Below are 14,777 nucleotides of genomic sequence, written 5' to 3' on the forward strand. Positions count from 1 at the left end.
AGTAGCAGAATATCTTAAAAAGCAAGCTTAGGCTAACGCCTACCGACATTCATCTCCCACTTACTCACTGGGCTACGCCCTTCTCGTTCCTTGAAGTGGGAGTCTTCTGTCGGAAATCCGATAAAAAAAGTCATACATAATGTACCAAGGTCAAAACTAATATATTTCTAGAAATTAATTGCTTACAATCGAATGTTTTACCATTTCATCCTTTATTTCCCGTACCTTTAGCCAATCTAATTGTTCTTGGAAACTATTGTTAAAACGAACTGCTGAACCGATATGGATTTCTTCCACTCCAGTTTCTGGGATGAAGGATGCCAAACTTTCCTTCGTAATTCCGTATCCAGCTAAAATTTTTACTGAAGACGCTTCGGCAAAATTGACTAGTTTTTTTAATTGAGAAGCGGATTCAGGTGCAGGCTTTTGCCCACCTGCAGTTAAAATGCGTTTCACATCACGATATTTCATTAATGTTCCGAGTGCGTCCAGTTGATTAGATACTTCATCAAATGCTCGGTGGAAAGTAATGTCCATTCCTGCAGCTGCGTGAATTAGTCGTTTTAAATTCTCTTCGTCTATCAATCCAGTACTAGTTAATGGTCCTATAACAATGCCGTTTTCCTTTGTTTTCCTAATGTATTCGATATCTTTGACCATTACTTTTATATCATCATCAGAATAACAGAAGGAGCGACTATGTGGTCGAACCATTACATTAACAGGTATCTTTACTGCATCCGTGACTGCTTCCACTAATCCTAAGCTAGGAGTTAACCCGCCTTCTGTCAATGCCGAACATAATTCAAGACGATCTGCCCCGCCCTTCTCGGCAAAAATCGCATCCTCGACATTTGTTGCAATTACTTCTAGTAGCATTGTCTAATCCGCTCCTTTTAAAAACAATCCTTTTATCAACAGAATACTTTTTCTAACTTAAGCATGTTAAATTATTATCATTTTCATCCAAACTTTTAATTCTATTAATTCCACACACAAAACATTACGTACCAAACTTTTTCCGAAATCCGCACTTTCTACACAATTCTTCCACTGCCTCTCTTCGGGAAAAACCATTATATAAATTCGTTGCCCGTTCTCCTTCTACTATTTCGGAAAATTCCTTTTCATATATATTACCTAAATTAATTACTCCTTCACCATCCAAGCAACAAGGAATAACCGTCCCATCCACTAATACTCCAGCTTGACTGCGTAGTCCATAACAAAAGCCTTTTCCATCATCTTCTGGAGCAGACAAACTCGGCCATTCAAATTCATGATCCATATTAATGTAAATATTATCCGCAATTTTTATTCCATCGCCTGGAACAACCTTTTCTTCCATTCGGTAAGGTAAGTTGAATTCCCTTTCAATTATTTCCAATGTTTTGCGATTTCGTTGTTTTTCTGCATTTGATAAATTATTTTTATCTAAATTCCATAGTCGAAATGAAACAATAACTCCACTTGCCTCAATTTCACGAACAAAACTTATAATATTTGTTAAATATTCATCCCGATTTTCCATCGTTTCATTGCCATCAAAACTATGCAAGGAAAAATTTATTTGTCGTAACGCTTGTTTATCTAGCAATTTATTAGCCCGTTTATTTATTAATGTTCCATTTGTAGTTATATTGACTTTAAAGCCTTTTTCTTCGCTAATTTTAAGAAACTCATCCATTTTTGGATGGAGCAAGGGCTCTCCTTTCACATGAAGATAAATATAATTCGTATGCGGTTTAATTTGATCTAATATATGACTAAACTCTTCCACTTTCATCAATCTTGCTTTTCGCTCTGTTGGCGGACAAAAACTACAAGAAAGATTACAAACACTTGTTATTTCTACATATACTTTTTTAAACTTTTTCAATCATTCATCATCCTTGTCTTACGCAACTTTACCCCATTCTTATCCTCATTTTACTCCTATATATGCGCAGATTATAGTTGCTTTTATTAAGGCTAAGTTAAATATTGCTGTTGATTTCCGTTTCAAATTTATTTGTGACTAAGCGAATCGACAGGAACTTCATCTTACTATAGAAATGGGAAAAGGGCACCTGACTATTTAATTAAGTCCCATCTCTTAAATACTCTATTAAGGAACATAATACGTCAAAGTAATCAATCAAATAATAGAGGAAAAAATTGAAATTAACCGTCCTAACCAAGAGCAACATCTAGAACCATCATAATTACAAACCCAATCATCACACTAATGGATGCTAGATCTTTATTGCCATTTTCTTGTGATCCGGGAATAACTTCTTCAGCAACAACAAAAATCATCGCACCTGCTGCAAAACTTAACGCATACGGTAAAATTGGCTCTATAAACGTAACCGCTAGCGCTCCCACAATTGCTGCAAATGGTTCCACTAATCCTGAGATTTGACCGTAAAAAAAACTTTTTCCTACTGACATCCCATCTCTACGAAGCGGTAACGACACAGCGATCCCTTCAGGAAAATTTTGAAGGCCAATACCAAGCGCCAGTGCAATGGCACCAGCCAATGATGCGGAAGGTGAACCGGATGCCACAGCTCCAAAAGCAACCCCTACCGCTAATCCCTCAGGAATATTATGTAAAGTGATGGCAAGCACTAACAATGTACTCCGCTTTTTCTTTTGTGGATGGATTCCTTCTGCTTCTTCTATCGGCAAACTAGGATGCAGATGCGGCAATACTTTATCGGTAGCCCAAAGAAAAAATCCTCCGAGTAAAAAGCCAACCGCTGCTGGTATCCAACTCGGAGTGGATGTTTCTTCTGCCATTTCAATAGATGGTTGCAATAATGACCAAAAACTTGCTGCAATCATTACTCCACCAGCAAAACCTAGCATACTATCTAAAAATCTTTGGTTCACTTTCTTCGTTGTAAATACGACAGCTGCCCCTGCCGCAGTCATAACATAAGTAAAAAGACAAGCAATTAATGCTTGTACAATCGGATTTAAGCTATTAAAAAATTCCATTCATCTCACCCTTTTTTTGGAAAATACCTTCCTATATACACGATATTACTTTCTCTTCATTTCGTCTAGTGTTTGCTTTTTATTGGAAATCATTCACCATTCCATGTCAATTTCTCCGTAATGTCTCTTACAACACTTTTTAGCAGCAACATTATATTGGGATTTTCTCAACAAAATGTTTCTTATAACATATAAGAGATATTTCAAGTTAGTTTTTACCAAGCGAATCCTTACAATTGGCCAACAATCAATATTCACCCACTCTAAACTTTAGCTGACATAAGTTAAAGAAGTTTGCGATAATGCAAAATCCAATCTTTCTCTTTATAATGAATATAAATGAAGCAACGGAGCACTGATTTTACAGAATCAGGGAGAAATCAATGGGATTACTTTTCCAATTCTTAGGGGAACAGAGTTAGTCAATTCAAAATTGATACGTAAATTGATAACTTTATTAATAGGATTTGCATTCCTATAGTTTTTTCAAACGGTAATTTTACTTTTAAAAATTCGCACATTTGGGGGAACAAAATGACTAAACATTCAATCTTAGTTGTAGAAGATGAAGAAAAAATATTACGGTTGCTGGAGCTAGAGTTAGAATATGAAGGATATATAGTAGGAAAAGCGGCGGATGGAATTGAGGCCCTTGAAGCTTATCGCAACAAGCAATGGGACTTAATTTTACTAGATGTCATGCTTCCAGGAATTAGTGGCATTGAACTTTTAAGAAGAATTCGTTCTAACGATCCATACACGCCAATCATTCTCCTTACTGCAAAAAGCTCAGTAGAAGACAAAGTTTCTGGACTCGATCTTGGGGCAAATGACTATATTACAAAACCGTTTGTAATTGAAGAACTACTAGCTAGAATTCGCGCCAATCTTCGTCTTCATGCTATTTCTCCAAGTGAAAAGAATGAAATAGACGAAGACTGGTTAATGATGGCCAATTTAAAAATGAATGAAAAATCTCGCGAAGTATTTCTTCATAACCAATCCATTGACTTAACACGAAGAGAATTTGATCTATTATTATACTTACTGAAAAATAAACAACAAGTATTAACGAGAGAACAAATATTAGATGCTGTTTGGGGTTTTGATTTTTACGGTGATACGAATGTTGTTGATGTCTATATTCGATATTTACGAAAAAAACTCGATACTAGTAATCATCCTTCCCTAATTCACACTGTCCGTGGGGTAGGTTACGTCATAAAGGAGACGAAATGAAACTAAAAAATAAAATAAACTTATATACATCCGTTTTCTTTATCAGTCTCGTTATTTTAATAAACATCTCCATTTATTTTTTATTTAAAAATTTGATGGTTCAATCAGAAATTGCTACTACGGAACAGGAAATGATGAGTATCGCTACAGGAGTGGCAGAATCTCTTGGTGAAATTCCTTCCAATGAATTATTAAGAGCTTACGTCCCAGTTGACGGGATGATTCGAATAGTTGTGCCAACGAATAAATCGGATACTACAGTTACAGCCGCTGACAAAGACTTTTTACGTAATGTGAAAGAAGTATTTTACAATAAAGAAATAAAAGAGCCGATGATTGTAGACAAAGAAAATTATTACTTCTTTTCCATTCCGATTATCCAACAAGATGGAAACTTGGCAAGTTTGCAAGTAATGAAAAGCATTCAAACCCCATATGAGCAAATTAAAGTGCTAAGGGTAATTTTATTTTCTGTAACATTGATTATCATGATTCCGATATTTATATCAAGCAGGATATTAAGTACGATTATAACAAAGCCAATAACTTCCCTAACAAAAACGATGTCAGAGATAACAGAAAGCGGGAAATTCAAACGTATTTCATTAGAAAAGAATTCTAGTCAAGAACTTTATCAAATGGGTGATACTTTTAATCATATGATTGATTTGTTAGAGGCGAATTTTAAAAAGCAGGAACAATTTATCGGGAATGCATCCCATGAATTGAAAACACCATTAACCGTTATTGAGAGCTATGCAAGTCTCTTAAAACGGCGCGGTAGCACTGACCAAGCTATTTTCCAAGAATCTGTCGAAGCCATCCATTCGGAAGCTATCCGTATGAGGGAGATGACAGAACAATTGCTCATGCTAGCAAAAGCCAATGAAAATTGGAAAATCGAACTAACGATTATTTCCTTAACAGATGTATTGCACAAAACTGTACATACACTCCAAAATTCGTATCGTCGAGAAATACAACTAAATATATTAGAAAATATTGAAGTGGAAACAGATGAACAGAAATTCAAACAATTATTGTACATTTTAATGGAAAACGCTATTAAATATAGCCAAGAAAAAATTAATATAGAGGTCGGACTAAAAAATCATCAACCGTATATATCGATTATGGACCGCGGTGTAGGAATCCCTAAAGAAGATATTCCAAAAATATTTGATCGGTTTTATCGGGTAGACGAAGCTAGGACGAGAAAAACTGGTGGCACTGGACTAGGACTGTCACTAGCTAAAGAAATTGCTGTCGCCATCAATGCAGACATACAAGTAGAAAGTACGGTCGGAATCGGAACAAATATCACGGTACTTTTACACACTCCTGCCTTATAAAAAGAATTCGAACAGTAGCAGCCGCGACTCTTTAGACTCCTAACTGTTCTATAAAAAAATGTACTTTCTCATCGTATTTTAATTTTTATATGCCAAAATTAGAAAAAGCGGTGAACGACTATGTATGAAGCCTTGGAGGTGTAACGGTGAAAAAATTTGTCTCTATTCCAATAATTGCAACACTGATTGCTGCTGTCATTATCATTTTTCTAGTATTCCAATGGCTAGATCCTTCAGATGAAAAAAGCATTTTTTCTGAAGAAGCAGCGATTAATAGTGTTATGAAACTATACGGTGGCGAAGTGTTAGCTTCTAATATTGAAAGTGACCAATTTATTATCGAATTAGAAAGGGATAGCGGGATATACGAAGTTATTTTAAACACAAATACGAATGAAATTGTCTCCATCAAACAAATGGAACTGCTGGAAAAAGAAGACCAACAAGCTAATAATACTCCCACTCAACAGGAAACAAATGAAGAGAATGAACCTACTATTTTAACGAAAAATGCGGTAGAAAAAATTGTTAAAGGCATGTCTAACGGAAAAATTAAATCAATTATATTCAAACAAAACAACAACACACCTTATTATCTCATTATTGTTCTGGAAAAAGATGGAGTATCGAAATTTACCATTGATGCAATAACTGGGAACATAATTGACCAATTTACAGAAAGAGATAAGCCAAGTAAAATTATCACAGAAAAGCAAGCAGCAAACATCGCTTTGAACTATATTAATGGGGAAATTGATGATATTGATTTAGAAAAAGACAATAATAAATCATACTACTTAGTAGAACTGGAAACACTGGACGAACGAGAAGTGATTATCCAAATTCATGCTTTGACAGGAGAAATCCTCTCTGTTACTTGGGATGATGATTAATTTGCACAGAAGCTTAGAATAATACAATTTATTATTTTAGGCTTCTTTTTATTATTTTCTCATCAATTTTTAATCTTCTCCTCCCTATCCTCTCATTTTCCATATGTAAGATTATCATTGAAAATACATGACAGGAGGAATTTTATAATGAGCAAAAAAACTATCATTGGAATCATTACTGCTGCTGCAGTGCTAGGAGGTGCTTTAGTTGTTGGTGCAAGCTCAAACAATCCAAAGACAAGCGAATTTATACAAAATGTTAACTCCCAACCAATCATTTCCTCGGAAATGGCAAAAGAGATCGCATTGGATGAAGTCCAAGGGACAATTGATAGTGTGGAATTGGACGATGAAATGTATAAACAAGTATATGAAGTAGAAGTGAATACGTCGGATAAGGAAATAGAAATGAAAATTGATGCGAAATCTGGAGAAATAATAAAAAAAGAAATAGATGATGATATAGTAACGACTAACAACAAATCATCTAGCATCATTTCTGTAGAACAAGCAATCAAAATAGCCGAAAAGAAAACTGGGGCTAAAGTGAAATCTATTGAAAAAGATTATGATGATGGCAAAATTGAATACGAAATTGAGTTAATGAATGAAAAAGGTCAAGAAATTGAAATGACAATAAATGCTCGTACAGGTAAAATTAGTGAATTAGAGTATGATGATAACGATGAAAAATTAGTCTCCAATGTAAAAACTTCCAAACACATCTCGATTCAAGAAGCAAGAAATATCGCTGAAGCAAAAACTGGGGCTAAAGTGAAATCTATTGAAAAAGAATGGGATGACGGTCGATACGAATATGATATGGAATTAGTAAATGCTAAAGGACAAGAAATCGAAATAACGATGGATGCTACAACAGGAAAGATCCTTAAATTCGACATGGATGATGCTGATGACGATGAGTGGGATGATTAATAAAGCTCCCCTCCATTTAAGCAAAAAACCTTTAATGTGGAACAATTACTAAAAATAAAAGAAAGTGGAATCTAAACTGTGTAAGTAGAAAAGCGTATCGCTTCTGCTTACCAGTTTAGATTTTTTATTTTGCTCTACAATGTAGGTGTATAGAAATGGAAGAAACGTGAAATATTTCGTCATATATAATTCACTACTTTATTAATAAAATTTATCATTTTGCCAAATGGAAATGTAAAACTAATGAAATTCCATAATGCATGAATTACTATTACTATTAGCAGATTACCTGTAATTACATAGACTACTCCAAAGAAGATACCAAATAGCCCAGTGCTAATAACACTCTTCCAGCCTCCATCAAGGATATGAATGAAACCAAAAAAAAGGGAGGAAACCCAAATCGCCAAAAAAGTGGAATCAGTTACATACTCGATTCTCCCTAAAACATAGTAGCGGAAAACCAACTCTTCAACTATCCCTGCACAAGCTGAAATAATAAAGGCACCGACATATTTTAAGTTACCTTTGAACATCTCGTCCTCTGGTTTAGAAAACTCCATTTCAGGCAGTGGTGTATTCTTTTTCTTTCTGACATATAGCTCTACAAATATAACAGCCAACAAGATTAAGGTAATGGAAAGTATAATTAGGACAGCTTGCAAGAAACCCGTCCAATTGAAGCTAATTGGAATAGGAACAACTATCCCAAAGAACTCCCGCTCTAACCATAATACACTCACAAGTAAAAATCCCAATAAGAAGAAGTAAACAAGCCATTGAATGATTGATTCTCGATTTTTATATCTATAGAATAACTTCCTTAATACAATATCTATTCCAATTATTAATGCACATAGTATAGTTAAGTTTAATATAATCATAGTGCTTCTCCTTATTTATAATATTAGACTCTGTTTCTCTTCTGTTATTGGATAAACTACGATCACATATCTTCACCGAATTGCATTAATAAAACAGGAAAAATCTTGATAGAAATATCGCAGTGTTCTTTTGGTGTGGTTGTTTTTAACAAAAACTCCCTCTTCCAAAAAGAGAAATTATTACATAAATCTACGAATTACTTTTTGTTATGTTTCAAACTTCAATAATTTTTTATTATAAGGTTCTTAACTCTCTACTATTGTATTGTTACTTCGGGCAATAGGTGTTCCTCTGTTTACAATTGACTTTTGGCTGGCCCTATTCACATTTAAAAACGTTGATATATCAACGTTGGTGATTTTTTCTTTTTTGGACAGTAACTTACAATTATTCAAGAAATTAATTTCCAACATATCTTTGGCACTATAATTCAGAAAAAAATGTAAAACAAATCTCCCTCTTTCCTCCTATTCCACTCTTTTACAAAACCATTTCGATATATTATTTTTGGATTAAAACTATATGACTTTTGGCTTATTTACTACATTTACCTCTTAACTAATTTTCCAAACCATGTATAATTAAAAAGTAATAGGGGGTCTATTCTTAAATAAGAGGAGGAATTTAGTTTGATAGAATGGACTATTGGCAGTTTAATTATCATTTCGGCAATATTATTAATAGTCTCCGTCATTAGAACACAATATACATCAAAAGCAGCAGAAGAGAGAATTGACCTCGCGCATATTTCTCTACTAGAAGAAATAAAACAATTGAAACAATCCATTCAAAACTTAGAATTGGATTATGAAATCATTATTAATGAAGCTGGAGTACAACTTTCTAACGAAGAGAAACTATTAAAACGGGATGTTTTAGATTTATATAGACGCGGTTATTCTATCGAGAATATTGCGGAAGCAAAAGAAGTTTCTTTGCAAGAAATTGAGAACTTTTTAGCCCCTTTTATTAATGAAGGGAGTTCGCCCAATGTTTAAAATGGACAAATTAACTGTCTTTGCAGCAGGATTACTTTTATCTTCCAGTATTTTTGGGATAGTCTATTTATCTAATAATGATGATACAAATACCGCAAATGCCGCGAATTATAACAGCACAGAAGCGCAAAAACAATCTTTATCAGAAACGGAAATGAAAGATCAGCTTCTTAATAAAGGGTATGTTGTACTTACACAGGATGAATACCAACAAAATTTAGCTAAGGCAAAAGCGGAAGTCGCAACAGTGACTAAAGAAGATAAAACGAGTAACAAGAAAGAGGAAGTAGTAGAAAAAGATGAGAAAGAGGATAAAGTTACGAAAGTTACCATTACCGTAAAAAGTGGGATGACTAGTTACGATATCGGAAAGATTCTCAATGATAAAAAACTAATAAAACAAACCCCCTTTGAATTCTCTAAAGAGATTGAAAAGCGTGGTTTAGATAAAACTTTACAATTAGGTAAATATACAGTGGATAGCACTATGAGCTATAATGAAATTATTCAAACAATCTTTGAAAAATAAGTTGAAAAAATCGCGAAAATCCTTAAATAAACGGGATATTCGCGATTTTTTTGTTTATATCGTACTTCTAAACTGAATACGAACATTAAAAATCTCTAAAAAATAACTGTACTCCTATTTATTTATAACCCTTCACTTTTCGTGTTTATTGTCTTCACAAAACTTAACCCATTTAGACCTGCGATAGGGGCAATTTTCACTGCCTTTTCGCCTGGTAATATCGTACCTAAAAGGCTAATAATAATTGGGATAATTCCTGTTGCAAACACGTAACGCATTTCTTCCATTGGAATTTCGCCAAAAACCCCAGACTGTAAGATAACGTAGGAAATTGTAACAGAGACTGCTGCAGAAAAAATTCCAGTAATCATTCCTTCTGTCCAAATTAATGATCGAACTGAACTATTTTTCCAGCCTAATGCTTTCAATAAGGAAATTTCTTGTTCTCGCTCCACAATATTTTGCCACAGGATTTGCGCTGTCGTTAAAATTGCCATTACTAGTGCAACTCCTATCGCCGTATAATGTACGGGCCCAACTTCTAAAGCAACATATTGACCAAGTCTCGTCGTAAACATTACCCCTTGCATTCGAAACGTAATGTATAAAAATATTGCTAATAAACTGGTAGGTAATGCAATTGTTATAACTGATAGCAAACCCCTTCTCCATTTTCCAAGAAAATGATTAAAAGCCATAGATATTACGCTTCTTGTCCGGACAAACCTTCTACCTAACTTTGAAATTTCTCCCTTCCGCATTGTTTCATGTGGTGAAATGTTACGAACTAATATTGCAGGAACAATTGCACCAATAAAGTAAATGATAAAAGCGATGAAACCAACAATTAAAACTTCAAAAAAATGAATATTCTGTTTATTAACAATATGAATGTAACTTAAGATTGCCCAAGAGATGAGCATAGCTAAAAATCCTAAAAGCATAGATTCCATTAATAGTAGTTTGCTAATTTGCTTAGGTCTCCAACCTATTGCTAATAACACGGCAAATTCTTTTCGTCTCGCTAGTAAACTTACGAGACTAGTAGCAGAAACATATAGTAATGCGACAATTATTACACTGATAACTAAGCCGCCAAAACCTACTTGTGTTTCTTGCAATAGAGCAATTGATGAACCAATTTTAATCCATGGTTGCTGAATCCAGCCTAATGCTTCTTCATTATTAATTGCCGGAACATGAATAAGTGTATCTTGTGGAGATGTACCTAAAGTAATATCCGTAATGAGACCCGTCTTTTCTTCAATTTCTGCAGCAATTTTTTCCAACTTTTGTTGATTTGCTTCACTCATTTTGTCTACTCCTAAGACTTTCACACGTATAGCTGAAATAGGTTTGTCTCCGAGTAGCATTTCTGCTGCCTCCAACGTAGTTAACATGCTCGGTGGAGTCGAAATAAATGAGTCATTTATATTCGTTGGTTGCAACATTTTTTGTGGATTCACCGGGCGATTTTCTTTATCTAACACTAATGCTGCTTCTGCTGGTCTATATGTTTCTAACGGTAGCTCATTATTTGGATCCTTTTGTATCGCCAATTTACTTGGATCATAAAATCCAATCCAGTATGGTCTAATATTTTCTGAAACATATTTCCGATTCTCATCACTATTGACTCGAAACGTATGAAGTGAAGTACCTTCAATTGGAAAAGTTTTAACTTCATACGCATTTGGCCATCTTTCTGGAAAAGGGCTTAGTCGCTCCTGATAACGGATAACTTGTGGCTGACTAAAAAGTCGATTTTCCAGTCGTTCTAAATGGTTGCTAGTATTCGGTTCTCCCGTTTCAACATTATATCCAGCGATACTATTTATCAATGCTGAATGAATTTGTTTATCGGAAAAAGAAAATTTTTTCACTACAGTGCCCTTCAATGTGTTTAAATATTTCTCGCCACCTTTTTCTTCCACCATTTGCAACGTTTCACTCGCTTGATCTTGTTCGAAAGGCAAATCTAACTTTTCAAAAATATAATTCACCTGCTGATCTGTGTAGGAATGATTGCTTAATATAATCGGAAAAGTTGACAAAAACACTTTCGGCTCTACAGATTCATCGGAAAGAAGGATGTTTTCACTGTAATCATCTTGACTAAAATAGCGTCCCTCACCTTGTGGAATTATCGCCTGATCTAGCCCAACTAATTTTGCCTCCTGTTCTGGATCAATTGCTGCCAGTAAAACAGTGCGATAGGCAGTTACATGTTCATACGGAAAGCCGATAAAATACTCTGGATTTTCTCGAAATTTATCCATCATAATTTCTTTATTACCGGATGGATGATAACTTGTTTCCGATATTACATGTTCATGAACTCCATTATTCGAAACTTCCTCCTTAACCATTCGATAAATTCCTTCATCCAGTTGCAACTGTTCCAAATTAATGGAATACAGCACATAACCAATCATAGAAATAGGGGCAGCTACTTCAATATCATTAATCGCTTTAATTTGCTCATACTGCTCCAAACTAATTCCGCCTGCAATACCGCTCAAAAAATTCGGATCCAATAGTCCGTCTTTTTCAGGGGTACTACGGGTTCCATCCGGACGGACAACTATATCATAAGAAGTCCTCCACCGTTTTTGTAACTCATTTTCCACCTGCTGTTTGTTCATATTGGAAATCCCGAGCAAATATGACAAACCACTACTTATTATAAGTACTCCAATTAAAAGGATGAATAATTTTGTTTTTCGTCTCCACCAGTTTTTCCAAATAAAACGGATCATGAAACATCACCTTTAGTATCTTCCATAATTTGTCCATCACGCATAGTAATGATGTGGTCTGCTTTTTCTGCTAGTTTGGAATCATGGGTTACGATTAATATCCCACATCCTTCTTCACGATTTAATTCTCTTAACAAGTCAAAGATTACTTCTCCTGTTGCCGTATCTAAGTTTCCGGTAGGTTCATCTGCTAGTAGCCAGCTTGGCTTATGAATAATTGCCCGTGCGATTGCCACCCGTTGTTGTTGTCCACCTGATAGTTGGGAAGGAAGAGCATTCATTTTATCCGCTAAACCGACCTGTTGTAGTACTTCCTTTGCCCGTTTTTCTTTATCGTATGTTACTTTTCTCGCAAATACCGGAGTAAGCACATTTTCTAATGCGGTTAATGTCGGTAGCAAATGAAATTGCTGGAAAATAAAGCCGATTTCATTAAAGCGAAAATCAGCAATCATCTTTTTCCTTTTTGTAACGATTTCTTCTCCATCATATAAAATTTTACCAGTTGTTGGCCTATCTAATGTGCCGAGAAGACTTAATAAAGTCGATTTACCAGAACCTGAAGGCCCGATAATTGCCGTTAATTCACCTTTAGTAAATTCTACTGAAATATTTTGTACTGCATTCGTAATAACTCCATCGCCTACATATTGTTTTGTCACATTTTGACATTTAATAGTAGAAATCATGCACACCCCTCCTTCATTGTAATTTAAAGGAAAACCTCATAACATTAATTAGGTAGTTATGAGGTTAATTTTTCAGTTTTTTATTATTCAATGATCATTGATAATCATTGATATCTCCATTAAAAATAGGACAATTACTAGAACAATATACATTACCAGCATAGACGGCAATCGTTATGCCATTTTTATGATCTTGAATCGTATAGTCCAGTGGTATATATCCTTTGTAACCTTGGGAATCACTATAATAATATGTTTTTTTCGGAGTAGTATTAATAGAATATTGGACCGTTACTGCCACAAATTTTGATGTTGCTTGAATACTACTATTAGAAGATTCTGTAATTGTCGCAGCCGATGTGTTGCTTACAGACAAACTAAAAGTAAGAATAATTGCTGCCATCATTAGCAACAAAATTTGCATTGCCTTCCTCATCCTTACACCACCTTTCTATCTATAAAATATTATCGCTGTTGGAAACAGCATGCGCCCATAGAGTGAACTACCCACCACTTAGTTAACCTTACGGTCTACTTGAAGTGGGGCTTCTCGACTTATCGTTGCTTTTACTAGCCAACGAAAACTGACCGAGCTAACCCTCTTGTTCCAAGAGTTTTGTTACTTATGATAACGCTAATAAGCGTAATCCCTCATTTTTGATATTGATGGCTGAATTATAGTCACGATCTGCAACGTAACCGCAAGAACATTCATAGGTGCGTTCAAATAGTTTCATCGGTTTTTCTGCACCACAACAGGAACATTTCTTTGTGGAGGGGAACCACTTATCTATTTTCACAAGTTGTTTCCCTTGTTCCATTGGGTTATCGCCCTTCACATTCCTTGAGGATGGGAGACTTCTTTCGGAAATCCGTTAAAAACCTCTCATATATTTAGACGATTATGTCGAATTAATGAATCACTAATTTTTAAAAATGTTCTAGTCTGACATCTGTTTAATATAAAATGGTTTGACAATAATTATGTGATTCTATTCACAAAATTATTTTGTTCCTTCTAATTATTATTTGGAAAAATTGAGTTGGATTTTTTTGAACAAGTGGGCTGGAGTCATTAAGTTGGTTCTTCAGAAGCGGTATACGGGGTCCATAATATTACACAAAAGCTACCGATAAGTGCCGGCTAGTGTAGCCCATTGGTTATACTATTATCACGTTGAATTGCGGAACGCCACAGGAAGCCGGCACTTGTAAAGAATTTTTCTCTTTACTCTAATGGTCTTTGATTATGCTTATTTGATTTTCCTTGCTTCGAATTGCGATTGAATCCTTTCATTGGATTTTCTTCATTTGCAAATTCTGCAGAAAAATCTTGTTGTTGCACATTTTTATGTGGAGTCTTACTATACTTTTCCACCGCATTCACTTCTGCTTTGCGCTTCGCCATCAAACATCCCTCCTATAAGCTTGTTTCTTACACCTTTATCTTTTGCAAGCATCACAAATAAATGGATGGAATATTATTGAAATAAAACTACCTAGTTAATAATT

14 protein-coding genes and 1 pseudogene are annotated in these 14,777 nt (G+C 34.8%); 6 read left to right on the forward strand and 9 right to left on the reverse strand.

Annotated elements, in window-relative coordinates; genetic code table 11:
• Positions 1-174: 174 nt before the first annotated feature.
• The 3 genes from BN1242_RS04270 to BN1242_RS04280 form a co-directional block, all read right to left on the reverse strand.
• Positions 175-879, reverse strand: a complete 705-nt coding sequence (locus tag BN1242_RS04270) for a copper homeostasis protein CutC (RefSeq protein WP_062351801.1) — start codon at positions 877-879, stop codon at positions 175-177.
• Between the two features lie 124 nt (positions 880-1,003).
• Positions 1,004-1,879, reverse strand: coding sequence for a radical SAM/SPASM domain-containing protein (locus BN1242_RS04275; RefSeq protein WP_062351804.1), 876 nt, complete (start codon positions 1,877-1,879; stop codon positions 1,004-1,006).
• Between the two features lie 293 nt (positions 1,880-2,172).
• Positions 2,173-2,985, reverse strand: coding sequence for a ZIP family metal transporter (locus tag BN1242_RS04280; protein ID WP_062351807.1), 813 nt, complete (start codon positions 2,983-2,985; stop codon positions 2,173-2,175).
• 534 nt (positions 2,986-3,519) lie between these two features.
• Here BN1242_RS04280 and BN1242_RS04285 point away from each other — a divergent pair.
• The 4 genes from BN1242_RS04285 (at position 3,520) to BN1242_RS04300 (ending at position 7,405) form a co-directional block, all read left to right on the forward strand.
• Positions 3,520-4,224, forward strand: a complete 705-nt coding sequence (locus BN1242_RS04285) for a response regulator transcription factor (protein ID WP_062351810.1) — start codon at positions 3,520-3,522, stop codon at positions 4,222-4,224.
• Entirely contained in the window at positions 4,221-5,576 is a 1,356-nt protein-coding gene (locus BN1242_RS04290; protein WP_062351813.1) for a sensor histidine kinase, read from the forward strand. Before BN1242_RS04285 ends, BN1242_RS04290 begins: the two co-directional genes overlap by 4 nt.
• Before the next feature lie 146 nt (positions 5,577-5,722).
• Complete coding sequence (locus BN1242_RS04295; RefSeq protein WP_062351816.1) at positions 5,723-6,469, forward strand: PepSY domain-containing protein; 747 nt, start codon at positions 5,723-5,725, stop codon at positions 6,467-6,469.
• Positions 6,470-6,616: 147 nt separating this feature from the next.
• On the forward strand, positions 6,617-7,405 hold the full coding sequence (locus tag BN1242_RS04300) for a PepSY domain-containing protein (protein WP_062351819.1): 789 nt from the start codon (positions 6,617-6,619) through the stop codon (positions 7,403-7,405).
• A 179-nt stretch (positions 7,406-7,584) separates the two neighbouring features.
• On the opposite strand, the gene BN1242_RS04305 is transcribed toward BN1242_RS04300, so the two are convergent.
• Positions 7,585-8,289 (reverse strand): CPBP family intramembrane glutamic endopeptidase, encoded by a 705-nt coding sequence (locus BN1242_RS04305; protein ID WP_062351822.1) that lies wholly within the window; start codon positions 8,287-8,289, stop codon positions 7,585-7,587.
• 630 nt (positions 8,290-8,919) lie between these two features.
• On the opposite strand from BN1242_RS04305, the gene BN1242_RS04310 reads away from it, so the two are divergent.
• Positions 8,920-9,288 (forward strand): hypothetical protein, encoded by a 369-nt coding sequence (locus BN1242_RS04310; RefSeq protein WP_238985079.1) that lies wholly within the window; start codon positions 8,920-8,922, stop codon positions 9,286-9,288.
• Entirely contained in the window at positions 9,281-9,817 is a 537-nt protein-coding gene (locus tag BN1242_RS04315; protein ID WP_062351826.1) for an endolytic transglycosylase MltG, read from the forward strand. The genes BN1242_RS04310 and BN1242_RS04315 overlap by 8 nt, the downstream gene beginning before the upstream one ends.
• A gap of 122 nt (positions 9,818-9,939) precedes the next feature.
• Here BN1242_RS04315 and BN1242_RS04320 read toward each other — a convergent pair whose 3' ends face one another.
• The 5 genes and pseudogenes from BN1242_RS04320 to BN1242_RS04340 all read right to left on the reverse strand — a co-directional run bounded on the left by BN1242_RS04320 (position 9,940) and on the right by BN1242_RS04340 (position 14,673).
• On the reverse strand, positions 9,940-12,576 hold the full coding sequence (locus tag BN1242_RS04320; protein ID WP_062351830.1) for an ABC transporter permease: 2,637 nt from the start codon (positions 12,574-12,576) through the stop codon (positions 9,940-9,942).
• Positions 12,573-13,265 carry an ABC transporter ATP-binding protein gene (locus BN1242_RS04325; protein WP_062351833.1) on the reverse strand — a complete coding sequence of 231 codons (693 nt, stop codon included), beginning with the start codon at positions 13,263-13,265 and terminating at the stop codon, positions 12,573-12,575. Before BN1242_RS04325 ends, BN1242_RS04320 begins: the two co-directional genes overlap by 4 nt.
• A gap of 94 nt (positions 13,266-13,359) precedes the next feature.
• Complete coding sequence (locus BN1242_RS04330) at positions 13,360-13,701, reverse strand: hypothetical protein (RefSeq protein ID WP_062351836.1); 342 nt, start codon at positions 13,699-13,701, stop codon at positions 13,360-13,362.
• A 187-nt stretch (positions 13,702-13,888) separates the two neighbouring features.
• Positions 13,889-14,083: pseudogene (locus tag BN1242_RS04335) on the reverse strand (zinc ribbon domain-containing protein); the annotation flags it as partial.
• A gap of 410 nt (positions 14,084-14,493) precedes the next feature.
• Positions 14,494-14,673 carry a hypothetical protein gene (locus BN1242_RS04340; protein WP_062351842.1) on the reverse strand — a complete coding sequence of 60 codons (180 nt, stop codon included), beginning with the start codon at positions 14,671-14,673 and terminating at the stop codon, positions 14,494-14,496.
• Positions 14,674-14,777: the final 104 nt, after the last annotated feature.

Source organism: Bacillus kwashiorkori (assembly GCF_001375515.1).
In the GTDB taxonomy this organism is placed as follows: domain Bacteria; phylum Bacillota; class Bacilli; order Bacillales; family Caldibacillaceae; genus Bacillus_BK; species Bacillus_BK kwashiorkori.

Bases quoted from the DNA above. Each gene is read 5' to 3' on its own strand.
- BN1242_RS04285 (WP_062351810.1), top strand. From the start codon at position 3,520: ATGACTAAACATTCAATCTTAGTTGTAGAAGATGAAGAAAAAATATTA.
- BN1242_RS04270 (WP_062351801.1), bottom strand. From the start codon at position 879: ATGCTACTAGAAGTAATTGCAACAAATGTCGAGGATGCGATTTTTGCC.
- BN1242_RS04280 (WP_062351807.1), bottom strand. From the start codon at position 2,985: ATGGAATTTTTTAATAGCTTAAATCCGATTGTACAAGCATTAATTGCT.
- BN1242_RS04320 (WP_062351830.1), bottom strand. From the start codon at position 12,576: ATGATCCGTTTTATTTGGAAAAACTGGTGGAGACGAAAAACAAAATTA.
- BN1242_RS04290 (WP_062351813.1), top strand. From the start codon at position 4,221: ATGAAACTAAAAAATAAAATAAACTTATATACATCCGTTTTCTTTATC.
- BN1242_RS04300 (WP_062351819.1), top strand. From the start codon at position 6,617: ATGAGCAAAAAAACTATCATTGGAATCATTACTGCTGCTGCAGTGCTA.
- BN1242_RS04330 (WP_062351836.1), bottom strand. From the start codon at position 13,701: ATGAGGAAGGCAATGCAAATTTTGTTGCTAATGATGGCAGCAATTATT.
- BN1242_RS04325 (WP_062351833.1), bottom strand. From the start codon at position 13,265: ATGATTTCTACTATTAAATGTCAAAATGTGACAAAACAATATGTAGGC.
- BN1242_RS04340 (WP_062351842.1), bottom strand. From the start codon at position 14,673: ATGGCGAAGCGCAAAGCAGAAGTGAATGCGGTGGAAAAGTATAGTAAG.
- BN1242_RS04315 (WP_062351826.1), top strand. From the start codon at position 9,281: ATGTTTAAAATGGACAAATTAACTGTCTTTGCAGCAGGATTACTTTTA.
- BN1242_RS04305 (WP_062351822.1), bottom strand. From the start codon at position 8,289: ATGATTATATTAAACTTAACTATACTATGTGCATTAATAATTGGAATA.